Origin of the sequence: Mesorhizobium sp. M0306 (assembly GCF_040321655.1) — a bacterium.
GTDB lineage: Bacteria > Pseudomonadota > Alphaproteobacteria > Rhizobiales > Rhizobiaceae > Mesorhizobium.
In genome coordinates this window covers 162396-182661 of sequence record NZ_JAMYRY010000001.1, presented here as the reverse complement: position 1 = coordinate 182661, position 20266 = coordinate 162396, and the positions used below count along the sequence as shown (strand labels likewise).

General features: G+C 62.6%; 22 protein-coding genes, 1 tRNA gene and 1 pseudogene. 10 read left to right on the top strand and 14 right to left on the bottom strand.

Features of this window, described 5'->3' with window-relative positions; translation table 11 throughout:
* Nucleotides 1-381: 381 nt before the first annotated feature.
* Nucleotides 382-555 (top strand): annotated as a pseudogene (locus tag NKI95_RS00990) (IS110 family transposase); the annotation flags it as partial.
* 680 nt (nucleotides 556-1235) lie between these two features.
* Here the strand turns inward: NKI95_RS00990 and NKI95_RS00985 are convergent.
* A tRNA-Met gene (locus tag NKI95_RS00985) sits at nucleotides 1236-1312 on the bottom strand.
* Nucleotides 1313-1548: 236 nt separating this feature from the next.
* Here NKI95_RS00985 and NKI95_RS00980 point away from each other — a divergent pair.
* Nucleotides 1549-2508, top strand: coding sequence for a Gfo/Idh/MocA family protein (locus tag NKI95_RS00980; protein ID WP_352466761.1), 960 nt, complete (start codon nucleotides 1549-1551; stop codon nucleotides 2506-2508).
* Between the two features lie 13 nt (nucleotides 2509-2521).
* Here NKI95_RS00980 and mnmA read toward each other — a convergent pair whose 3' ends face one another.
* Nucleotides 2522-3712 carry a tRNA 2-thiouridine(34) synthase MnmA gene (gene mnmA / locus NKI95_RS00975; RefSeq protein ID WP_352713319.1) on the bottom strand — a complete coding sequence of 397 codons (1191 nt, stop codon included), beginning with the start codon at nucleotides 3710-3712 and terminating at the stop codon, nucleotides 2522-2524.
* Between the two features lie 261 nt (nucleotides 3713-3973).
* Here mnmA and sciP point away from each other — a divergent pair, with 261 nt between their 5' ends.
* Nucleotides 3974-4249, top strand: coding sequence for a CtrA inhibitor SciP (gene sciP / locus NKI95_RS00970; protein ID WP_023679563.1), 276 nt, complete (start codon nucleotides 3974-3976; stop codon nucleotides 4247-4249).
* Nucleotides 4250-4306: 57 nt separating this feature from the next.
* Here sciP and NKI95_RS00965 read toward each other — a convergent pair whose 3' ends face one another.
* A complete protein-coding gene (locus NKI95_RS00965; RefSeq protein WP_352713317.1) occupies nucleotides 4307-5233 on the bottom strand; it encodes an NADP-dependent oxidoreductase in 927 nt (308 codons plus the stop codon).
* A 91-nt stretch (nucleotides 5234-5324) separates the two neighbouring features.
* Between NKI95_RS00965 and NKI95_RS00960 the strand changes: the two genes are divergently transcribed.
* Nucleotides 5325-5720 carry a winged helix-turn-helix transcriptional regulator gene (locus NKI95_RS00960; protein WP_352466764.1) on the top strand — a complete coding sequence of 132 codons (396 nt, stop codon included), beginning with the start codon at nucleotides 5325-5327 and terminating at the stop codon, nucleotides 5718-5720.
* 62 nt (nucleotides 5721-5782) lie between these two features.
* Here NKI95_RS00960 and NKI95_RS00955 read toward each other — a convergent pair whose 3' ends face one another.
* Nucleotides 5783-6160: a flagellar export protein FliJ gene (locus tag NKI95_RS00955; RefSeq protein ID WP_023719275.1), complete on the bottom strand. Its 378-nt coding sequence runs from the start codon at nucleotides 6158-6160 to the stop codon at nucleotides 5783-5785.
* Between the two features lie 449 nt (nucleotides 6161-6609).
* Here NKI95_RS00955 and ctrA point away from each other — a divergent pair, with 449 nt between their 5' ends.
* The gene (gene ctrA / locus NKI95_RS00950) at nucleotides 6610-7305 is read left to right on the top strand and encodes a response regulator transcription factor CtrA (RefSeq protein ID WP_006203583.1); all 696 of its coding nucleotides are present in this window, start codon (nucleotides 6610-6612) and stop codon (nucleotides 7303-7305) included.
* 105 nt (nucleotides 7306-7410) lie between these two features.
* On the opposite strand, the gene NKI95_RS00945 is transcribed toward ctrA, so the two are convergent.
* Nucleotides 7411-7779, bottom strand: coding sequence for a response regulator (locus tag NKI95_RS00945; protein ID WP_352466765.1), 369 nt, complete (start codon nucleotides 7777-7779; stop codon nucleotides 7411-7413).
* A gap of 238 nt (nucleotides 7780-8017) precedes the next feature.
* On the bottom strand, nucleotides 8018-8647 hold the full coding sequence (gene chpT, locus NKI95_RS00940; RefSeq protein ID WP_352713314.1) for a histidine phosphotransferase ChpT: 630 nt from the start codon (nucleotides 8645-8647) through the stop codon (nucleotides 8018-8020).
* 384 nt (nucleotides 8648-9031) lie between these two features.
* Between chpT and NKI95_RS00935 the strand changes: the two genes are divergently transcribed.
* Together NKI95_RS00935 and NKI95_RS00930 are read left to right on the top strand one after the other, a co-directional pair.
* Nucleotides 9032-9568 carry a DUF1134 domain-containing protein gene (locus tag NKI95_RS00935; protein ID WP_292660010.1) on the top strand — a complete coding sequence of 179 codons (537 nt, stop codon included), beginning with the start codon at nucleotides 9032-9034 and terminating at the stop codon, nucleotides 9566-9568.
* A 147-nt stretch (nucleotides 9569-9715) separates the two neighbouring features.
* Nucleotides 9716-10879, top strand: a complete 1164-nt coding sequence (locus tag NKI95_RS00930) for a coiled-coil domain-containing protein (protein ID WP_352713311.1) — start codon at nucleotides 9716-9718, stop codon at nucleotides 10877-10879.
* A gap of 136 nt (nucleotides 10880-11015) precedes the next feature.
* Here NKI95_RS00930 and NKI95_RS00925 read toward each other — a convergent pair whose 3' ends face one another.
* Nucleotides 11016-11813 (bottom strand): TrmH family RNA methyltransferase, encoded by a 798-nt coding sequence (locus NKI95_RS00925; protein WP_352713309.1) that lies wholly within the window; start codon nucleotides 11811-11813, stop codon nucleotides 11016-11018.
* A 307-nt stretch (nucleotides 11814-12120) separates the two neighbouring features.
* On the opposite strand from NKI95_RS00925, the gene NKI95_RS00920 reads away from it, so the two are divergent.
* Nucleotides 12121-13125 (top strand): L,D-transpeptidase, encoded by a 1005-nt coding sequence (locus NKI95_RS00920; RefSeq protein WP_352713306.1) that lies wholly within the window; start codon nucleotides 12121-12123, stop codon nucleotides 13123-13125.
* A 55-nt stretch (nucleotides 13126-13180) separates the two neighbouring features.
* Here the strand turns inward: NKI95_RS00920 and NKI95_RS00915 are convergent, their stop codons facing one another.
* The 4 genes from NKI95_RS00915 to NKI95_RS00900 all read right to left on the bottom strand — a co-directional run bounded on the left by NKI95_RS00915 (nucleotide 13181) and on the right by NKI95_RS00900 (nucleotide 15832).
* Entirely contained in the window at nucleotides 13181-13519 is a 339-nt protein-coding gene (locus NKI95_RS00915; protein WP_352466769.1) for an ArsR/SmtB family transcription factor, read from the bottom strand.
* A 173-nt stretch (nucleotides 13520-13692) separates the two neighbouring features.
* Nucleotides 13693-14499, bottom strand: a complete 807-nt coding sequence (locus NKI95_RS00910) for a HugZ family pyridoxamine 5'-phosphate oxidase (RefSeq protein ID WP_352713303.1) — start codon at nucleotides 14497-14499, stop codon at nucleotides 13693-13695.
* Complete coding sequence (locus NKI95_RS00905; RefSeq protein ID WP_352713300.1) at nucleotides 14471-15232, bottom strand: 3-hydroxyacyl-CoA dehydrogenase; 762 nt, start codon at nucleotides 15230-15232, stop codon at nucleotides 14471-14473. Before NKI95_RS00905 ends, NKI95_RS00910 begins: the two co-directional genes overlap by 29 nt.
* 63 nt (nucleotides 15233-15295) lie before the next feature.
* Nucleotides 15296-15832 (bottom strand): GNAT family N-acetyltransferase, encoded by a 537-nt coding sequence (locus NKI95_RS00900; RefSeq protein ID WP_352713298.1) that lies wholly within the window; start codon nucleotides 15830-15832, stop codon nucleotides 15296-15298.
* 282 nt (nucleotides 15833-16114) lie between these two features.
* Here NKI95_RS00900 and NKI95_RS00895 point away from each other — a divergent pair, with 282 nt between their 5' ends.
* Complete coding sequence (locus NKI95_RS00895) at nucleotides 16115-17104, top strand: glutathione S-transferase family protein (protein WP_352713295.1); 990 nt, start codon at nucleotides 16115-16117, stop codon at nucleotides 17102-17104.
* 1 nt (nucleotide 17105) lies between these two features.
* On the opposite strand, the gene NKI95_RS00890 is transcribed toward NKI95_RS00895, so the two are convergent.
* Entirely contained in the window at nucleotides 17106-17606 is a 501-nt protein-coding gene (locus NKI95_RS00890; protein ID WP_352713293.1) for an NUDIX domain-containing protein, read from the bottom strand.
* A 53-nt stretch (nucleotides 17607-17659) separates the two neighbouring features.
* On the opposite strand from NKI95_RS00890, the gene NKI95_RS00885 reads away from it, so the two are divergent.
* Nucleotides 17660-18604 (top strand): metallophosphoesterase family protein, encoded by a 945-nt coding sequence (locus NKI95_RS00885; protein ID WP_352714561.1) that lies wholly within the window; start codon nucleotides 17660-17662, stop codon nucleotides 18602-18604.
* Between the two features lie 76 nt (nucleotides 18605-18680).
* Here NKI95_RS00885 and NKI95_RS00880 read toward each other — a convergent pair whose 3' ends face one another.
* Nucleotides 18681-19298, bottom strand: a complete 618-nt coding sequence (locus NKI95_RS00880) for a hypothetical protein (RefSeq protein ID WP_352713291.1) — start codon at nucleotides 19296-19298, stop codon at nucleotides 18681-18683.
* Between the two features lie 134 nt (nucleotides 19299-19432).
* The gene (locus NKI95_RS00875) at nucleotides 19433-20236 is read right to left on the bottom strand and encodes an alpha/beta fold hydrolase (RefSeq protein ID WP_352713288.1); all 804 of its coding nucleotides are present in this window, start codon (nucleotides 20234-20236) and stop codon (nucleotides 19433-19435) included.
* Nucleotides 20237-20266 lie beyond the last annotated feature (30 nt).

Genomic DNA, 20266 nt, shown 5'->3' with positions numbered 1-20266 from the left:
CCGTAGTTGACTTAACTGCGGTCGAGCCTCGGCCCGATAGCTTGTGTGTCCGGCTGCGAGACCCGCCGCAGATAGCCTGTTTGTCCAGTGCCCTTCCATAGCATCACGTTGGCAGTGGCATTCCTGGTCAAGCGCATTTCGGTCTGTTGCGTCGCGGGAACTGCAGTGGGAGGGTTGTTTCAGGGGGACGGGGAGAGATAGCGGAGGACGGGAAGGACGGGAGCGGGACAGCGGGACAGCGGGACGGGAGGGACGGCCGCCGGTAATCGGGGCGGGCGCCTGGCGGGACGGCAAAGCTGTGCGTCGGCCGCGGCGCGACTGGTGGTGGCTGGCGACTCGGCGGCAAGATCTGCGCCTGTGAAGCAACGCAGGAGGCGAACAATGGAATTCTTTTGTGGACTGGATGTTGCGATGGATGAGACGGCGGTGTGCGTCGTCGATGATCGCGGCGAGGTGCAGCTGCAGGCGACGGCCTTGACCGATCCCGACGCGCTGTTGGCCGTGTTGAAGCCTTTCCTGCCGCGGCTGAGAAGGGTCGGCCACGAGGCCGGTTCGCAAAACGCGAATCCGCTGCTCGGCAGTTCGCGAGAGCGGCAGCTGCTCCAATCGTCGTATTATCTACCTACGGAGTGTAGAGCATGCCGTGTTGGATGGAATGCGTGACGAGTTGAAAGACCCGCGTCTTATCGAGGTCTATGTGCGGAGTTATAATGAAGAGCGTCGACGATTGGCTGTTCGTGCGACCAGCGCCCGTAGTGCCCTTGGGATAAAGATTGCGCGGATCGAAGGTGAGCGGCAGCGCAACATTGATCTGGTAGTCAAGGGTGTGATTGACGATGACGATGCTCGGGAACGCATCGCCGAACTCAAAGCTCGACGTTTTGAGGCCGAGGCGGAACTGGCCAATCTTGAAGAGGCGCCATCAACCCTCACTCTCCATCCAACGACAATAGAAAAGCATGTCGAAACGGTCGATGCGCTGGCTGCGGTCTTAGCTCATCACGCTGAGGCGGACGACGATCGGGGCGCTTTGGCGAAGAGTTTCCGCGCGCTTGTACACAGCGTGACGATCCACCCGAAAGGGTCGCGAGAGGGTTTTGAAATCGAGGTCAAAGGCAAGCTTGCCGCCCTCATCGGCGGGAACACATTCCCCCAAGCGCGTTATGCTGGGGAACGCATGGAAGCCGGAGGTTACAGGCATGAACCCACTATTACGTACGATAGTGGGTTTAGGGTGGTAGCGGGAGAGGGACTTGAACCCCCGACCCCAGGATTATGATTCCCGTGCTCTAACCAACTGAGCTACCCCGCCAGGGCGGCGAAGGCCCGAAATCCAGCTTAAATCGGCAGGCATATCGGCGCGTTCGCCAAGGTCGCGCGGATATAAGGTTGCGAGGCCAAGCCTGTCAAGCATCGAAGTGGCTGCCGCGCCGGCATATTCTGCCTGCCTAAAGCTTTGCCGGGCAGACATTTGGGCGCACAGGCCGGGGTTGAGTTCAGCGAGGCACGTCGCTATGTCTCGGCCACGAAAGCCATGGTCAGGAATTGATGAAACCGCGCATTGCAGTCCTCGGTTGCGGATACTGGGGCAGCAACCACATCCGCACCCTCAAGGCGCTCGGCGCACTGCACGCGGTTTCGGACGTCAACCCTGCGCGTGCGGAGGGTTTTGCCAGCGAGCAGGATTGCCTGGCGATCGAGCCGGAGGCGCTGTTTGCCCGCGACGATGTCGACGCCATCGTAATGGCGCTGCCGCCGCAGTTCCATGCCGACATGGCGGTGCGCGCCGTGCTCGGCGGCAAGGACGTGCTGGTGGAGAAGCCGATCGCGCTGACGGTGGCCGATGCCGAGCGCTCGGTGCAGGCGGCCGCCGATAATGGCCGTGTCTTCATGGTCGGCCACGTGCTGCGCTTCCATCCCGCCTTCGAGACGCTGAAGGCGCTGATCGACAATGGCGAGCTCGGCGAGGTCCGCTACATCCATTCGCATCGGCTCGGCCTCGGCAAGTTCCACACCGAAAACGACGCGCTATGGGATCTGGCGCCGCACGATCTGTCGATGATCCTGGCCATCACCGGCACCGAGCCGGTCGAGGTGCGCGGCGAAGGCGCTGCTCTTCTCGACAATCTCAGCGACTTTGCGCATCTGCACATGCGCTTTCCCAACGGCCTGCGCGGCCATCTGTTCGCCTCGCGGCTCAACCCTTACCGCGAGCGGCGGCTGACCGTGGTCGGCACCAAGGCGATGGCCGTGTTCGACGACGTCGAGCCGTGGGAGCGCAAGCTTGCCGTCTACCGCCACGCGGTGTGGCAGGACAGCGGCCAATGGGCGTTCACCGCCAACGAGCCGTCCTATGTGGCCGTCGGCGAGGGCATGCCGCTGACGCGCGAGCTCGAGCATTTCATCCACTGCATCGAGACACGGGCCGAACCGCGCACCAGCGGCGAGGAAGCCATCAGGGTGCTGCGCATCCTGACCGCCGGCACCGTCGCCCACACCAGGCCCTAAGCGAAAACGCCGTCTATTCGGCGGGAACCCGCGCCGGCTGGATGGCAAGCCGCGTCAGCATCGCCTCGGCTTCGGCGCCGCGCTCGGAGCGCTCGATGAAGCCGCCGCCGAACACGCGCGCCTCGTTGCAATCGTCGGAATAGAGCACGCAAGCCTGACCGGGCGCGATGCCGGATTCGCCGTCGACCAGCTCCACCGAAGTGACACCGGCGCGGTGATGCAGCACGGCCGGGCGCGGCGGCCGCGTCGAGCGCACCTTGGCAAAAAGCTCAAGCCCGGTCGCCGGGATAGCGGTCAGCGGGCCATCGCCCAGCCAGTTCATGTTGCGCAAGAAGATCTTGTGGGTCTCCAGCGCCTCGCGCGGGCCGACCACGACGCGGGCCCGGTCGGCGTCGAGATGAACGACGTAGAGGGGCTCGCCCGAGGCGATGCCGATGCCGCGGCGCTGACCGACGGTGTAGCGCAAAATGCCCTCGTGGCGGCCAAGCACGCGCCCGTCTATATGGACGATGTCGCCCGGATTGGCGGCAGCCGGCTTCAGCTTGGCGATGATGTCGGAATACTTGCCCTGCGGCACGAAGCAGATGTCCTGGCTGTCCTGCTTGGCAGCAACCGTCAGCCCCATCTCCTCGGCGATAGCGCGAACCTCAGGCTTCGACAGGCCGCCGAGCGGAAAACGCAGATAGTCGATCTGCGCCTGGGTGGTGGCGAACAGGAAGTAGCTCTGGTCGCGGTCGGCGTCGACCGGCCGGTAAAGCGCGCGGTGGGCGCCATTGGCGCCGGAACGGATGTAGTGGCCGGTCGCTAGCGCGTCGGCACCGAGTTCCTTGGCGGTCGCGAGAAGGTCGGCGAATTTCACCGTCTGATTGCAGGAAACGCAAGGGATCGGCGTTTCGCCGGCGACATAGCTCTCGGCGAACGGGTCGATCACTGCCTTGCGGAAGCGTTCCTCGTAATCGAGGACGTAATGCGGGATACCGAGCGTCTCGGAGACGCGGCGGGCATCGTCGATGTCCTGGCCGGCGCAGCATGAGCCGGCCCGGTGCGTTGCCGCGCCGTGGTCGTAAAGCTGCAGCGTGACGCCGACGACGTCGTAGCCCTCGCGCTTCAGGAGACCGGCAACGACCGACGAATCGACACCGCCCGACATGGCGACGACGACACGGGTGTTTTCTGGGCGTCCGGGAAGATCGAGGCTATTCATGGTTCTTTCGTTCTGCGCGGCGCTTCAATGCCAATGGCGGGAATATAGGTCAAGCGTCCCGGCTGCGCCAGCTTTGCCGGGCCGGCTCATTTTTCCGGGCGGGTTCAACGCGCTTGCCGGCAGATGTCTCAAATGCCGATGAAAAGACTAACGCCGCGTTCATGATCCTTACCTAACCATTAGGGTCTGCTTAGGCAAATTTTAAAGCTGTGGCGGTAATGTGGTGGGGATTGGGTCTTTGAGTTTTTTGTAGAGAGTACGATGACCGATCTAATTAGACCGCGAGTCAAATATGTTATCGGGCCAGACGGCAGCCCACTTACCATCGCCGATCTGCCGCCGACAAACACACGTCGCTGGGTTATCCGGCGCAAGGCCGAAGTTGTGGCGGCGGTGCGTGGGGGGCTTTTGAGCCTCGAAGAGGCGTGCCAGCGCTACAAGCTCACCACCGAGGAATTCCTGTCCTGGCAAGCGTCGATCGACGAATACGGCCTTGCCGGGCTGCGCACCACGCGCATCCAGCAATACCGCCATTAGGCCGGTAAGGGCGCCGATCCGCGCCCTTACGTTTGCAAGGGGCGACGATCTGCAATTTCAGACCGTCAGCACCACCTTGCCGATCGGCCTGGTGGCGAGGAAGGCATGGGCGGCACCTGCCTGTTCGAGCGGAAACGCCTTTGCCACGTGGACGGCCAGCTTTTTCGCGTCGATCAATTTGCCGAGCTCCACCAGAGCGGCACGGTCGGGCACTACGGACATGCGCTCGACGCGGATGCCTCGCGTCCTGGCCTTTGCTTTGGTGACATCGCTGACATCGAGCAGCGATACCAGAACGCCGCCGGCCTTGAGCACTTCCAGCGATTGCTCCGCATGCTCGCCGCCGAACGGGTCCAGAACCAGATCGATGTCGCGGGCCTTCCCGGTGAAATCATCCCTTGTGTAGTCGATCACCTCGTCGGCGCCGAGCGAGCGGACGAAATCGAGCTTTTCCGGGCTGGCGGTTGCGACGACGTAAGCGCCGTGCGCCTTGGCGATCTGCACCGCCAGATGGCCGACGCCGCCGGCTCCGGCGTGGATCAGCACGCGCTTGCCAGGTTCGAGCCGGCCATGGCGGACAAGGCCTTGCCAGGCCGTCAGGCCGGCCAGCGGCAGCGCGGCGGCTTGCGCGTGATCTATGCCTTCAGGTTTCGGCGCAAGCTCATCAGCCGGGACAGCGGCGAGTTCGGCGTAAGCTGCCGCCTGTTTGGGAAAGCGCGTCATGCCGAAGACGGCATCGCCGACCTTGAGGCCGGAGACGCCGGAGCCCAGCGCCTCGACAATTCCCGAAACGTCCCAGCCAAGGACAAAAGGCGGCTCACCAAGCAGCGGATAGTGGCCGCCGCGCACTGCGCCGTCGACCGGATTGATGCCGGCCGCCTCGATGCGGACGAGCACTTCGCCAGCCTGGGGTGATGGCGCGGGGCGATCGGCAATGACGAGGACGTCGGGTCCGCCGAAGGAATTCTGGATAATGGCACGCATGGAGGCTCTCCTGCTGGTTTGATATGCCACTATCATTTGGATAGTTACATTCTATTGTCTAGTATGTACCTTTATGATATATACGCACCTCATGGATAGCGATGATTGTTTCCCTTCTGGTTATGACGCGTTCCGACGGACGTGCCCGTCGCACGCCGTGCTTGAGACGCTCGCCAGCAAATGGGTCTACCTGGTGATCTGTGCGTTGCGCCAGGGCCGGCTCCGCAATGGCGAATTGGCGCGCAAGCTCGAAGGCATCACGCCGAAAATGCTGACGCAGACGCTGCGTATCCTGGAACGCGACGGTCTGGTCCGGCGCGAGGTTTTCCCGGTCATTCCGCCGCGGGTCGAATATGAGCTGACCGAACTTGGCCAGAACCTGGCAGGACTGCTCAATCAGATCAGAGCCTGGTCGGAGCAGCATGTGCCCGACATCAAGAATGCGCGCGCGCGGGCGGCGGAACAGCAGGAAGATCTGGGTGCCTGAGGCGGGCACGGTTCGGTGCGCAGCAATGGCGCTCAAGCGCGGCGCGCGTTAAAGCCTTGTTTTCAGCCGATCATGGCGCTGCGGCCGCCGGCTTCCGTGTCACGCGCCTTGGTGTCGCGCGATTCCAGCATCTCGGCCTTGGAAAGCTCCGCTTCGGCTTCGCTAAGCAATGATTCGGCGACATTTCGCTGCTGGGCGAGGTCGCTTTGCGAATTTCTGAGGTTGTCGCGGCGCAGACGTGCCGCCTTGGCGAAGGTCGGATAGGCAAAATGATTGATGTCGGTGATGCCGGCCTTCTTCTCCTCGGCGGCGATCTGAAGTTCCAGCTCGACGGCCATGCGCTCGAATTCGGCGATCATCATGTCGAGCTGCAGCAGCTGCCGCCGCTTCTCGCTCACCTGAAATTGCTTCAGCCGAACGAGGTTTTCACGTGACTTCATGATTCGGTACTCCCGGAAACGCACACCTGCACATATCGTCCAATTCACCCGGCAAGGCCCAGGCTTGACCCGTTTCCACCGGCTTTCCCGGAACTATGGGAAACAAACTCCTAAAGTTTTTTGCCGGCGGTAACCATTCGTTTACGGGCATTGTTAATCATACGGCTCAGGACTTAAGGGCGGGTAAAAATTCTGCGTCTCGTCGCGAAACCCAGCCAACGAGTCTGAAGAGTCACTTAGTCTGGCTTGTTAATGTGTCGTATTAACGGTTGGGTCTGTGATTCGTTATTGGATTCAATAAGGTGTAGAAAGGGGTTAAAAAATCTGATACCGTCACGGACGGGGAATTAGGTTTTATTAACCATTCGATGGCAGCCTCTGCTCAGGCAATCACTGCTCCGGTCCTGGACGGGTCGTGAAATGGTCCGGCAGCAGAAAAGGGGAATGAAATGCGCGTTCTGCTGATAGAAGACGACAGTGCAACCGCACAAAGCATCGAGCTGATGCTGAAATCAGAAAGTTTCAATGTCTATACGACCGACCTTGGTGAAGAGGGCGTCGATCTAGGCAAGCTTTATGATTACGACATCATTCTCCTCGACCTCAATCTGCCCGACATGTCGGGCTACGAAGTGTTAAGAACACTTCGCCTTTCCAAGGTGAAGACACCGATCCTCATCCTCTCCGGCATGGCCGGCATCGAGGACAAGGTGCGCGGCCTCGGCTTCGGCGCCGACGATTACATGACCAAGCCCTTCCACAAGGACGAACTGGTCGCCCGCATCCACGCCATCGTGCGGCGTTCCAAGGGCCATGCCCAGTCGGTCATCACCACCGGCGACCTGGTGGTGAATCTCGATGCCAAGACCGTTGAAGTCGGTGGCCAGCGCGTGCATCTGACCGGCAAGGAATATCAGATGCTGGAGCTGCTCTCGCTGCGCAAGGGCACCACGCTGACCAAGGAAATGTTCCTCAACCATCTCTATGGCGGCATGGATGAGCCGGAGCTGAAGATCATCGACGTCTTCATCTGCAAGCTCCGCAAGAAGCTCGACGCCGCGTCGGGCGGGCAGAATTACATCGAGACCGTCTGGGGCCGCGGCTATGTGCTGCGCGAGCCTGAAGATATCCGGGTCAGCGCCTGAACCAAGCGCATGATCCCAAAGTGGGCGCCGGTTTTTCGGAAAAGAACCTGGTAAAACAACGAGATAGAGCTCATCCGACTTTCATCGGAATGGAACAGGCTCTGATCAGGCGGCAATCTTCAAGGCGCGGAAGCACTCGAGCAGTTGCGGCCTGTTGAACGGCTTCAGTAGGTAGCCCTGGGCGCCGGCGCGCTTTGCCCGCATGATCGCCCCGACGTCGACCTCGACCAGCGAAATCAAAACTTGCGGCAATACCGGGCTTTCCATGGCGCGCACGCGGCGGATGAGATCCTGCGCCTGCATGTCCGGCAAGGCACCGTCGACGACGATGATATCAGGCATGTCGGCCGCGCACATCTCGATCGCCTCATGGCCGCTGGCGGCTTCGATCACCATCATGCCGGAACCGCCCAGGATACGCCTTGCAACCTTCCTGATGACGCTCGAATTGTCGACGAACATGCAGCGTTTCATTTCCGGACCCTCTTTGCCATGTGGCGAACCGGCAGCGTCGTGGCATCTGCCGGGGAACATAGGCCGATCTGGTAAAGAAGCCGAAAAGCCGTTAGGTAAAATTTTCCTGAAGGTGTTTTAAGCGAAATCTTCTTTCGCAATGCTTCACGCAATCAATCTGCAAGCCGGTCCCACAGATGTTAAGACGACGCCGCAAATATGATTTGGAGAAAATACTTTCCCGGCTCTTAGCAGAACTTCAGACTGCAGAAAGGACGATCTCGTCGGCGGTCGCATGGATCGAAATCGTCATGTTGGCTTCGCGGGCCAGGAGCAGCGTGTAATAGGGCTGCACCGAATGCGCGTCGATCGGCTCTTCCGGCCTGTGGCCGGAATGCAATTCCAGGAATTTGGGCGGCACGCGCAGCATCGGGCCGCTCGCCTTGAGCGCAAAGCGCGGCTCGGTCTCGAGGTTCTCCAGCGTGACCACCAGCCTGCCGCCGCGCGGAATCGCGGCGTTGGCGACGAGGATGAGGTTGAGCAGCAGCTTGACCTTGTTCTTGGGCAACAGTGCGCGGGTTCCGTTCCAGATCAGTTCCGGCTTCTCGTTCTTCAGGAAGGCGATGGCCACGGCCTCGGCGTCCCCGGTGTCGATCAGCATGCCGGCGGAACCGGCGGCGCCGAAGGCGATGCGGGCGAATTGCAGACGGGCGGAGGCGTTTTTGGCGCTTTGGCGGATCAGCTTCATGGCGTCTTCGTCGGCGCCGCCTTCGTCGAGCAGCTCAAGCCCGTTGTTTATGGCGCCGACCGGCGAAATGATGTCGTGGCAGACCCGGCTGCACAGCAGCGCTGCCAGGTCGGGTGCGGAAAGGGTGAAAAGCTCGGCCATCGGCAAAAATCCCTGCAAATTTCACAACACAATGACCGGGCGATCATGATCACGCCTGTCCACACGAATCACGCTCTCTCCCAAGCATTCTGAATACACAGCGCTTGTGCGTGCAGCAACAAATCCAAAATCATGATTGTCGAAAATGGTGTGTTCACGCAGCAGGGTGCTGCGCGGGCGATGTGAAACAGCCTTCGAACCGCCATCTTCATGTGAGAGTTTAATGGTTGAAAAAGGATTACGGCATAGTTTGCCCCTAACAGTCATCCTTAACGGCCGCCAAAGAGCCGTACGGGTGCGAGGCGTCGGCGAAAGTGCTCCCTGACGGAGATTGGAAGCATGGTTTCCCGATTCTACGACCGGACTTTTTTCCGTGTCATCTCAATGACGATCGCCCTGATCGGCCTTGTCGCCTTTTCGGCATCGGCCGCGCGGGCCGACGAATACACCGCACAGGAGATCGTCGATTCCGGTCATAAATTCTTCGGCGCGACATCGGGCGGGCTCGCCACCGTCGTCGAGAAGATTTTCGCCACCTATGGCCTGCCGAACGGCTATCTGCTCGGCGAAGAGGGGTCCGGGGCGCTGATCGGTGGCCTGACCTATGGCGAAGGCACGCTCTACACCAAGAATGCCGGCGATCACAAAGTGTTCTGGCAAGGCCCGTCGCTCGGCTGGGATTTCGGCGGCGAGGGCTCGCGCGTCATGATGCTGGTCTACAATCTCGACGATGTGAGCAGCCTCTATAACCGTTTTGGCGGCGTCGCCGGCTCCGCCTATGTCGTCGCCGGCGTCGGTTTCAACGTGCTGAAGAACAACAATGTGCTGCTTGTGCCGATCCGTACCGGCGTCGGCGCCCGTCTCGGCGTCAATCTCGGCTACCTCAAGCTCACCCAGCGCGCGACCTGGAATCCGTTCTGACCGGCATGACCGAGCCACTGCGATTGGGCCTGTGATCCCGCGGTCCGAGCTTTGCCGCGGCATACTCTTGCCGTGGCGCCGGATTTCCGTCATGCGAAGATGGCAAAGTCGACCTTTGGCGGTTGCCATGCACAACGGATAGTCATCTTGGTCCAGTCGATCCTGTTCTTTGTCCTCGGCTTTCTCTGCGCGGGCTTTCTGGCGCTGATGATTGCCCCGGCCGTGTGGCGGCGGGCGGTGGCCCTGACGCGCAAGCGCGTCGAGGGCTCGATGCCGTTGACGCTGGCCGAGATCCAGGCGGACAAGGATCGCATTCGCGCCGAGTTCGCCGTTTCGGTGCGCCGGCTTGAAATGACCGTCAAGTCATTGCGCGAGAAGGCCGCCGAACAGCTGGTCGAGATCGGCCGCGACCGCGAAGCTCTGAAGGAATTGGCGGCCGAGCGGCAGGACAAGAACCGGGTCGTCGCCGATCTTACAACCAGGGGCGAGGAGCTTCGCAAGCGCGATGAGCAGCTGCAGCAGCTGTCGGAGCGGCTTGCGGAGACCGAGCGCGCGCTCGAAAAGCGCGGGCTCGAACTGCGGAAACTGGAGCACATGTATGACGACGCCAGTTTTTCGTCCAGCAGCCGGCAGATCGAGCTGGTGGCGCGCGAATCCGAGCTGCAGAAGCTGGCAAGCGACATTTCGCTGCTGCGCGGCCAGCGCAAAGAGGCGGACAGGCGCAGCCAGGAATTGGCAGCCGAAAGCAAGGTTTTGCGGGACGCGCTGAAGGCCGAGAAGAAAAGAACCGGCGACCTGGAAAGGAAGGTCGAACGCCTGCTCGCTACGCTGGCCGATCGCGAGGAAAGGCTGGAGCGCCGCGAGAAGGAACTGGTGCGCCTTCGCGAAAGGGCGAAAGGCGCTGAAAGGCCGCCTGCGGCGGGTCTTACAGGCGTGCCAGGCAGCCAGGTCAATGCGGCCGTCAACGGCGACATCGAAAAGGCAACCGCCAAGCTCGATGCCGAGCGCGAGCGGCTGGAGGCCAGGCTGACATCGCTGGCACGCGAGAACAGGAGGCTGAAGACAGATCTTGCTGCCGTCGAAACATCGAAATCACAGGCCGGAGACGATACCGGCAGCGCCAGCGCCGCATTGCGCGAAGAGATGAACGATCTGGCGGCGCAAGTCGTGGCCTTGACGGCAAAGCTCGACGGGCCGGATTCGCCGATCGCCCGGGCGCTTGCAGCGCCTGAGGATACGCGGCCGGGGAGCGGCGGACGCAGCCTTGCCGATCGCGTGCGGGCGCTGCAGAAGGCCGCTTCGACCGACTGAGATTCCGCAAGCGCGAGCGCGGGACGCCCCGGCTCTAAAGCGCGTCGCGTTCGATCGGCCTCATGCGACGCTTTAGGTTCTTGTTTTGATGCATGTCGTTACCGCAAAACCGCTGCACACTTTTGCGCGACATGCATTAGGCTCCGGAAAAATGATGCAGCGCGATGGCTGATGCGGCGGCGACGTTCAGGCTGTCGAAGCCTTGCGCCATACCGATCCGCAGCGTCTGCAGGCGGGCAAGCAGGCTTTCCGGCAGGCCTTCGCCCTCGGTGCCGAGATAGAGCGCCAGCCGCTCGTTTCTCTTGGCATCGCGAATGTCGATCTGCCCGCGCGGCGACAAGGCGAATTGGCTGAAGCCTTGCCGGTCGAGCATTGCGATGCAGCCGGCGGCGTCGGCAAAGCAGGCGAAGGGAATTTTCAAGGCGGCGCCGACCGAGACGCGGATAGCCTTGCGGTACAGCGGATCGCAGCAGGTCGGATCGAGAAGCACGGCATCCGCGCCAAAGGCGGCGGCATTGCGGAAGATCGAACCCATATTGTCATGATTGGCGATGCCGACCAGCACCGCGATCAGCGTGCGGGCGGGCAGTGCGCCAAGCAAGGCCTCAGCGGAGATGGCCGTACCTTTGCGGCCGATCGCCAATATGCCGCGATGCATGTGGAATCCGGCGATCCTGTCCATGATTTCGCCGGATGCGACATAGATCGGAAGCCCGGCAGGCGCCTTGCGCAGGACGTCATCGAGGCCGGCCAGCCGGTTTTCGAGTACCAGCACCGATTCTGCCTCGAAGCGCCGGGCGGCAAGCAGCGTGTCGAGCACCACCTTGCCTTCGGCGACGAAACGGCCTTGCCGGCCGGCAAGATCTCGCTCCCGGATGTCGAGATAGGCGGCGACGCGGGGATCGTGTGGGTCGTCTATGCGGATCGGATTCATGGCTTCCTCGGCGGACCATGGCGTCGGCCGCGAATCGGGATTCGGTTTCGGAAGGCGCGATGCCGGATCCGACGTTCAGACCGTATCTCAGCGTCCTAATGGATGCACGTCGTTCGAATCCAATCAGGTGGATGCCGGGCTCAGATTGGGCCTGCCTGCCTCTTAGCGACAGGGAAATCTTGATTCCCGCGGCACGGCTCGTCGGCCAAGCCGTTTCAATGCAGAATTTTCGATAGAGCGAAGGAACCGCATGGGGCCATGCCGCGTCATAGAAGCGGGCTCCTGCTGCGGTCCTGGGAGGACATCGATGATCAGGCTCCTCCTCGTCTTCGCCGCCACGCTTGCCCTCGCATGCGGCGTGGCTCGCGCGGCTAAGCTCGATCCTGCCACCGTCAATCAGGCCCAATTCACTGTCGGCGAACCGAAGGGTGTCGATCCGATGCTGCTGAAGGCGCAGATCCTTCTGGATCGCGCCCGCTTCTCGCCGGGCCTGATCGACGGCCGCCTTTCCCAGAACTTCGCCAAGGCCGTTGCCGCGTTTCAGGCGGCAAACGGACTTCCGCCCGATGGCAAGCTCAGTCCACAAACCTGGAGCAAACTCGTCGCAACCTCCGCCAAGCCGGTGCTGGTGACCTATGAGGTGATGCGCAAGGACGTGCGTGGACCTTTCACCAGGCGTATTCCGGCTCGCTTGGAGAGGATGGCCCGCTTGCGGCGGCTCGGCTACCGCAATGCGGTGGAGAGGTTGGCCGAGCGCTTCCATATCAGCGAACAATTGCTGAGAATGCTCAATCCTGGCACCAGCCTCAGGAAACCAGGCAGGACGTTGGTGGTGCCTGATGTCGGCAGGGGCGACCCTCCCGCCGGCGTTGCCGCCGTCGAGATCGACAAGGGCACTCGCCAGGTGCGTGTGCTCGACCGTGCCGGCAAATGGCTGGCGGTCTACCCCGCCTCGATTGGGAGCGACGAGAAGCCGGCGCCAAGCGGCACGGCGGAGGTCAGGCGCGTGGTGCACAACCCTACCTACCACTACGATCCGGACTTCGCTTTCAAGGGGGTCAAGACCAAGCGGCCCTTCACCATCGCTGCCGGGCCGAACAATCCCGTAGGATCGGTCTGGATCGATCTCTCCATCGAAAGCTACGGCATTCACGGCACGCCCGAACCAGGCAAGATCGGCACGACCTTTTCGCATGGCTGCATCCGGTTGACCAATTGGGATGCCGAAGACCTTGCCTCCATGGTGCAGCCGGGCACGAAGGTCGAGTTCAAGGACGAGATGGCGCAGACCGCCGACGAGCGCGTTCAGTAGCAAGGTGGACTTGGCAGCAAAGCGGATTTGGCGGGGCGTTCTCCGCCCCGGCCGCTCAGGTCCCGGCGCGACGCAGCCGGTGAGCCATTTGCGACAGTTCACCTTCGCCGAAAATGCCGTCCAGCATGTGCAGCAATTCGCGCACCGCCTCGGATTTGCAGGAATAATAGATCATTTGCCGATCGCGGCGGGTCTCGACAAGCTCGGAAGCCCTGAGCTTGGCCAGATGCTGTGACAGGGCGGATTGGCTGAGCGACACTTTCTCGGCTATGGCGCCGACCGACATTTCGCCCTCGGCCAGATAGCTCATGATCAACAAACGTTTTTCGTTGCCCATCAGCGTCAGAAACGCAGCCGCGGTTCCGGCGTTGGCGACTAGTTTGTTCGAGACCATAGATCCCCCATGCCTTCTTGCTCATCCGCCGCTATGGGGGCAATAGCGTCGGATTCCATAGACTTTCCCTATAGATGCACGCCAGCGATTCAGCGTCACTCGCAAAGGTAGAACATTTCGCTCAAATCTCAAGGCTTGCTTTCCATGCAAGCCGATTAACTCTGCGGCTGTGATCAATTTGCCGATCGGGCAGCTTTTGCCATGTCGACCAGGACAGGCCTGAGGTCGCGTGCCGCTCTCAGCGGCTCGGGGAAGAAAACCCGACAGACATTGTCGCCCGATACGAGATCCATCCCGTCGGCGTCGAACCCGGTGACGATCCAGCCGTCACTCTCGGCCCCGCCGAAGTGACTTGCGTAGAGGGCAATCGCATCGAGATGGTCGGCGTTCATGTGGTCGAGTGCCGATTGCTCGCCGGCGGCAAGCTCTTCGACGATCGCTCCCGTCGCGACCAGATCGGTGCGGTCGAGCAGATAGGCCTTGCCGAAGCCGCCGTTCAGGCTGGCGCGCTCCGGTTCGAGCCGGAAGATCGAGAAGTCGCCGAGCCCGGCATAGAGCTTCGCCTTGGGATTGCGGTTGAGGTAGCGCCGCTCGGCGCGGGCGTGTTCGTTCGAGCCGCGTTCGAGCCGCACGGCGCGGCAGACGAGCGTCAATCGCGGATGCGCCAGCGGATCGCCCTTGCCGGGTTCGCCGACGAGCAACGAGCAGCGCGGGTCGGCAAGGATAGCGCCGGTATGGGCGGACAGCATCGACACCAGGATCAATGGCGTGCCGTCGATGTCGGTGGCGACGCCGACCCGGCTGGCCAGCGGCGAACCGGTTCCTGGTTCGAGCACCGCCAGCGCGCCGAAACGGGCGCTGCGGATCAGCGTCTTTGCCAGCCTGATCGCCTCGGCGTCGGTCGCGCGGATCACGTCTTTCCTGGGTTCGTCCAAGGCACCACCGTCGCTTTTATTTCGGCGCCATGCGGATGGCACCATCGAGGCGAATGGTCTCGCCGTTGAGCATCTGGTTCTCGATGATGTGCAAGGCAAGTGCGGCATATTCCGAAGGCTCGCCCAAACGGGAAGGGAAGGGCACCGCGGCGCCGAGCGAATCCTGCACCTCCTGCGGCATGCCGGCCATCATCGGCGTCCTGAAGATGCCGGGCGCGATGGTGCAGACGCGAATGCCGGAGCGGGCGAGATCGCGCGCCACCGGCAGCGTCATGCCGACGACGCCGGCCTTGGACGCGGAATAGGCCGCCTGGCCGATCTGGCCGTCATAGGCCGCGACCGATGCGGTGTTGACGATGACGCCGCGCTCGCCGCCCTGCAGCGGCTCGAGCCTGGCGGTCCGGTCGGCGACCAGACGGATCATGTTGAAGGTGCCGATCAGATTGACCTCGATCACCTTGCGGTATTGATCGAGCGGATGCGGTCCGTCCTTGCCGATCGTCTTCATGCCGATAACGATGCCGGCGCAATTGACCAGGATGCGCGGTGCGCCAAGCTTCTCTGCCACTTCCGCAACTGCGGCGGCACCGCTCTCGGCGTCGCTCACATCGCATTGGACGGCAATGCCGCCGATTTCGGCCGCCACCTTGGCCGCACGCTCGATGCCGAGATCGAGGACGGCAACGCGGGCCCCGCCGGCGGCAAGAGCGCGCGCCGTCGCCTCGCCAAGGCCGGAGCCGCCGCCGGTGACGATCGCAATCTGGCCGTTCGGGTTCATCTTGACGTCCTCCTCCGTGCCCAGACTATGCTGCCAAGCCACCGTGCAACAGCGCCGGCATGGTCACGCCATCGCGGCGATGTGCTCGGCTATCCTTCCCTGGTCGGCGTGGCAAACCTCGCCCACCAGCCTTGCCACCGCGCCCGGCAGGATCTCGTGCGCCAAAAGCCGGTCGGGATCGACCGGACGCTGCATCGAGATCTGCCCGCGCGCCAGCCTCTTGAAGCCGAGCGGGCCGTAATAGGGTTCGTCGCCGACCAGCATCACGGCCGGCGCGCCGGCCTTGGCAGCGGCTTCCAGCGCGATTGCCACCAGCTTGCGGCCGATACCGAGATTTTTGAAGGCCGGCTGCACGGCGAGCGGCCCGAGCATCAGCGCGCGGCCGGCACCGGCGGCGATACGCGTCATCCGTACCGAGGCGACGACGATTGCGCCATCGACGGCCACGAAGGACAACGCGCGTTCGTGCGGGCCACCTTGGCGGATCTTGTAGGCGGCAAGCACGAAACGGCCCGGCCCGAAGGCCTCGTCGTTGATAGCTTCGATTTCAGGATCATGCGCCGGAGTTTCCGGCAGGTATTTCACGTCGGCAAGGCTCATGGTCTTTGCGTTCCGGTATACGAGGAAAGGTTTGCTGCAAGCGGCAGCGTTCGCCAGTCAGCGCTTCGTCAAGCGCGGGCGCTCTTTCGTCGTCGGTCGAACCGGATCACGGCAAAGTCGAACATGCGGATTGTCCGCTAGCACCAATTTTCAGTCGCCGCAATCGGCCGGCGCAATCGACACGCACTCGACGACGCAGCCGTTGACGATCTGTTCAGCGCTGGCGATTTCGGCAGGTCCATTTCATGCCCTACATCAGGCAGGAACACGAAAGGACATTTCATGGGATTGCTAGTCGAAGGCCAATGGCAGGACCGTTGGTACGATACCGGGGAGAGCGGCGGCAAATTCGTGCGGGCGCAGTCACAGTGGCGCGACTGGGTGACCCGCGACGGCGCGCAGGTCGAAGGGCGAAAACGCGGCTTCAAGGCCGAGCCCGGCCGCTATCACCTCTATGTCTCGCTCGCCTGCCCGTGGGCGCATCGGACGCTGATCTTTCGCGTGCTCAAGAAACTCGAGGACGTGATTTCCATCTCGGTCGTCCATCATTTCATGGGCGCCGACGGCTGGACGTTCCTGGCCGAGGACGGCGCCACCGGCGACACGCTCTACGGCCTCGATTTCCTGCACCAGATCTACACCAGGGCCGATCCCGGCTATTCGGGCCGGGTCACCGTTCCCGTGCTGTGGGACAAACGCGCGCAAACCATCGTTTCGAACGAATCCTCCGAGATCATCCGCATGCTCAATTCGGCCTTCGACGAATGGGGAGACGCAAAGCTCGATTTTCATCCGCAACCGTTGCGCGGCGAGATCGATGCGGTCAATGCGCTGGTCTATCCCGCGGTCAACAATGGCGTTTACCGTGCCGGCTTCGCCACCACGCAGGCAGCCTACGAGGAGGCGTTCGGCGAATTGTTCTCGACGCTCGACATGCTGGAGGACCGCCTGTCAAAGCAGCGCTATCTCGTCGGCGGCCGCATCACCGAGGCGGACTGGCGGCTGTTCACGACACTGGTCCGCTTCGACCCGGTCTATGTCGGCCATTTCAAGTGCAATCTGCGCCGCATCGCCGACTATCCGAACCTGTCGAATTATCTGCGCGATCTCTACCAGGTGCCAGGCGTCGCAGGCACGGTGAATTTGCACCACATCAAGGCGCATTATTACCGCAGCCACGAGACCATCAACCCGACGCGGATCGTGCCGGTCGGGCCAGAGCTCGACTATGGCGCGCCGCATGACCGGGCGCGATTCAGGAAGGCGGCGTGATCTACCAATAGGGTAGTGCCGGTTGACCCCCAAGAATCTCCGCGATGCGCCGCAAAGTTGCCGGCGTCGTGCCTTCCGGCAGACGATCGAGCGAAAAGAAGCCGGCCTCAGCGATCTCGCGGTCGGGCAGTTTGGGTGCTGTCTGGTTGAACTCCTCGACCAGATAGAGGCCGACATGGTCGCGGCGGCTGGCGCGGCGGTTGAAATGCAGCGACTTCAGCACCGGCGGTCCGGTCAGCGCGATGTTGCCTTCCTCGAACAGTTCGCGCGCCAGCGCCTCGATCATCGTCTCGCCCGGTTCGACGCCACCGCCCGGAAGCTGCCAGCCCGGAACATAGGTGTGGCGGATAAGGAAGACGGAATTGGAAGCTCGGTCGTGGATCAGGCCGCGCACGCCGAGCGTCATCGGCCGCCGCAGCACGAAATACAGGTGGAACAGCCTTGCCCTGAGGCCCGGCCAGCCGGTCTGGCGCAGGACTTGCTCCGGATCCGGCGCCGTCATCGTCCGCGAAACCGTGAGTGGAAAGCCGCGCGCGCCTCGCCTATGAAGAAAAGATGTTCAGGCTCGCGCATATTTCCGATGTCCATCTGGGGCCGCTTCCCGATGTAACCTATCGCGATCTCGCCTCCAAGCGCGTGGTCGGCTACGTCAATTGGCAGCGCAACCGCCGCCGCCACATGCACGACGCCGTCATCGACACGATCGTCGCCGACATGAAGGCCAACGGGCCGGACCATCTCGCCATCACCGGCGACCTGGTCAATCTGGCGCTCGACGGTGAGATCGAGATGGCCAAGCACTGGCTGGAGACGCTGGGCTCGCCCAACGACGTGTCGGTGGTGCCGGGAAACCATGATGCCTATGTGCCGGGCGCCTTCGACAAGACCTGCCGGTCCTGGGCGGCATGGATGACCGGCGACGGCGTCAATACGCCGGTCGACCGCAACACCTTTCCGTATCTGCGGGTACGCGGCGATGTTGCGCTGATCGGCGTCTCGACGGCGCGCGCCACGGCTCCCTTCATGGCCAACGGCTTCTTTCTGGAAGGCCAGGCGGAACAGCTGCGCGACATGCTCGACGCCACAGGCAAGCGCGGCCTGTTCCGGGTGATCATGATCCACCACCCGCCGGTGCGCGGCGCCGTTTCGCAGAACAAGCGGCTGTTCGGCATCTCCCGCTTCCATAAGGTTCTCCACCGGCACGGCGCCGAGCTTGTGCTGCACGGCCATTCGCATGTGCCGTCGCTCTTCTTCATCGGCGCCCGCAAGACCAAAATCCCGGTGGTCGGGGTCGCCGCCGCCGGGCAGGCCCCCGGCAGTTCGCATGCGCCGGCGCAATACAATCTGCTCGACATCGACGGTGAAAAGGACAATTGGCGGATCAAACTGACGCGCCGCGGCCTGACCGGGCCGGCGTTGCCGCCCAGCGACCTGCAGACAATGGAGCTTGGCGTCGAAGCCGACGCGTCGATGGCTAGAGCAATTCCAGGAAATGTGTAAAACGGATTTCCGTCCGGAATTGCGTCAAAACAAAGAGATAGAGCGGTTCAGCGTTTCCGTGAAACGATGAACCGCTCTAGAAGCTGATTTTCATCGCGACGATGCGGTCCCAGAACAGCACGAGCGAAATCGCCAGGCCGACCAGGGCGCCGGCGGCGATCAGGCCGAGGCCCGAGAAGAACGCCGACCAGCCATTGCTGCGCGCAGCGATCTGCAGCGGCGGCTCGGCCTCCGCCACCAGGGCGCGTTTCAGGCCGGCGACGGCCTGCTCGATGCCGCCTTCCATCATTCTCTGGCGTTCGACGACGCGCTCGGCGACATAGCGCGTCACCTGGTCGGCAACGACCTTCATGTCGGTCGACTCAGCGAGGACGACGCGACCGATGCGCGTGTCCTTGAGAAAGCGATAGGTGCGACGGTCGCGTCCCATGGCGACATGGCTGACGGCGTCGATCCACAGCCGTGGTTGCAGGCCGGACGAGACGGCGAAGTCGAAACTGTCCATGTCGGTGGGCACGTCGGCGAAGACCGGCGCGAGTTCGGCGGCAAGCAGATCGAGCCGCATGCGATGCGCTTCGCGCATGTCGACGACGACGTCATCGCGGTCGGCGAAGGCGTTCTTGACGTCGCGAATGGCATCGGACAGCTTTCGCGACTGATCGATCTGGGTGATGTTCTCGCCTGCGTCGTTCATCGGCGTGGCCTCGCGGGGTTTGGTTAACACCGAATTAACACAGCCGCCGGCAAAATGCACTTGCGAGATCGATGGCCGGGCAAGGGTTCGCTGGAGGAGCACCAGCGGCGCCGCCGTGCCTGCGCGAGACCCGATCAGCTCGCCGCAGCGGCAAATCCCGGGCGAAGCCGCCTGCTGCGGCGCCGCATATTGCGACGGACAGCCTCGACGATCAGGCCGGGCGCTTCCTCGACCAGCATATGGCCGGCTTCCAGCACGTGGTGCAGGTGAAAATGCTTCGGCACGCCGTCCGCCTGGCTGACGGGCAGCATCGCGTCGTCGGTTCCCCAAACAACCATCACCGGCATGTTCAGCGTTTCAAGCCGCTCGCTCGGGATGACGCCTTGCCGATCATCCCTGGTCATTGCGGCTGCGAGCTCGACAAGTGTCCGCAACTGGCCGGGACGCTGCCGCATCCCGTTGAGGAGATCGATCCTATGCAGCGGCGGCCGGCTTTGCGGTCCCGACATGGCGGCTAGACAGGCGCGAATTTCGTCGGTGCCGGCAGCCGCGGCGTAGCGGCGCAGCAGCGGGCCATTGATCTCAGGACCAAGACCGCCCGGTGCCAGCAGCGTCAGCGACGCCATTCTTTCGGGCTCGCTCAATGCCATAAGGGCGGCTACGGCGCCGCCCATCGAATGGCCGACGAGATGGGCCCGCTTTATTCCGCGAGCGGAAAGATCCGCAAGGACGGCACTGGCTGCGACCCTGGCCGGACCGCCGCCCGGAAAATCGAGCGACAGCCCATGCCCCGGCAGATCATAGGCCAACGTCCGCACGCCGGGCGCCAGAGACGCGGCCACGTCGCGCCAGTCGTCGTGACAGCCACCGAAGCCATGCAGGAAGGCAATCGTTGTCGGGCCGGTGCCCCGTTCGGCAGCGTAAAGAGATGGGGTCATGCAAACTTTATGGATTGGTGCCGGGATCAG

What these genes read in the sequence shown, in the direction of transcription:
- ctrA (WP_006203583.1), top strand. Translation starts at nt 6,610, where the DNA reads ATGCGCGTTCTGCTGATAGAAGACGACAGTGCAACCGCACAAAGCATC.
- NKI95_RS00890 (WP_352713293.1), bottom strand. Translation starts at nt 17,606, where the DNA reads ATGACGGCGCCGGATCCGGAGCAAGTCCTGCGCCAGACCGGCTGGCCG.
- NKI95_RS00905 (WP_352713300.1), bottom strand. Translation starts at nt 15,232, where the DNA reads ATGAACCCGAACGGCCAGATTGCGATCGTCACCGGCGGCGGCTCCGGC.
- NKI95_RS00945 (WP_352466765.1), bottom strand. Translation starts at nt 7,779, where the DNA reads ATGAAACGCTGCATGTTCGTCGACAATTCGAGCGTCATCAGGAAGGTT.
- NKI95_RS00960 (WP_352466764.1), top strand. Translation starts at nt 5,325, where the DNA reads ATGGATAGCGATGATTGTTTCCCTTCTGGTTATGACGCGTTCCGACGG.
- NKI95_RS00885 (WP_352714561.1), top strand. Translation starts at nt 17,660, where the DNA reads ATGTTCAGGCTCGCGCATATTTCCGATGTCCATCTGGGGCCGCTTCCC.
- NKI95_RS00875 (WP_352713288.1), bottom strand. Translation starts at nt 20,236, where the DNA reads ATGACCCCATCTCTTTACGCTGCCGAACGGGGCACCGGCCCGACAACG.
- NKI95_RS00955 (WP_023719275.1), bottom strand. Translation starts at nt 6,160, where the DNA reads ATGAAGTCACGTGAAAACCTCGTTCGGCTGAAGCAATTTCAGGTGAGC.
- NKI95_RS00895 (WP_352713295.1), top strand. Translation starts at nt 16,115, where the DNA reads ATGGGATTGCTAGTCGAAGGCCAATGGCAGGACCGTTGGTACGATACC.
- NKI95_RS00925 (WP_352713309.1), bottom strand. Translation starts at nt 11,813, where the DNA reads ATGAATCCGATCCGCATAGACGACCCACACGATCCCCGCGTCGCCGCC.
- NKI95_RS00900 (WP_352713298.1), bottom strand. Translation starts at nt 15,832, where the DNA reads ATGAGCCTTGCCGACGTGAAATACCTGCCGGAAACTCCGGCGCATGAT.
- NKI95_RS00915 (WP_352466769.1), bottom strand. Translation starts at nt 13,519, where the DNA reads ATGGTCTCGAACAAACTAGTCGCCAACGCCGGAACCGCGGCTGCGTTT.
- NKI95_RS00910 (WP_352713303.1), bottom strand. Translation starts at nt 14,499, where the DNA reads ATGGTGCCATCCGCATGGCGCCGAAATAAAAGCGACGGTGGTGCCTTG.
- NKI95_RS00965 (WP_352713317.1), bottom strand. Translation starts at nt 5,233, where the DNA reads ATGCGTGCCATTATCCAGAATTCCTTCGGCGGACCCGACGTCCTCGTC.
- NKI95_RS00920 (WP_352713306.1), top strand. Translation starts at nt 12,121, where the DNA reads ATGATCAGGCTCCTCCTCGTCTTCGCCGCCACGCTTGCCCTCGCATGC.
- NKI95_RS00980 (WP_352466761.1), top strand. Translation starts at nt 1,549, where the DNA reads ATGAAACCGCGCATTGCAGTCCTCGGTTGCGGATACTGGGGCAGCAAC.
- chpT (WP_352713314.1), bottom strand. Translation starts at nt 8,647, where the DNA reads ATGGCCGAGCTTTTCACCCTTTCCGCACCCGACCTGGCAGCGCTGCTG.
- mnmA (WP_352713319.1), bottom strand. Translation starts at nt 3,712, where the DNA reads ATGAATAGCCTCGATCTTCCCGGACGCCCAGAAAACACCCGTGTCGTC.
- NKI95_RS00935 (WP_292660010.1), top strand. Translation starts at nt 9,032, where the DNA reads ATGACGATCGCCCTGATCGGCCTTGTCGCCTTTTCGGCATCGGCCGCG.
- sciP (WP_023679563.1), top strand. Translation starts at nt 3,974, where the DNA reads ATGACCGATCTAATTAGACCGCGAGTCAAATATGTTATCGGGCCAGAC.
- NKI95_RS00880 (WP_352713291.1), bottom strand. Translation starts at nt 19,298, where the DNA reads ATGAACGACGCAGGCGAGAACATCACCCAGATCGATCAGTCGCGAAAG.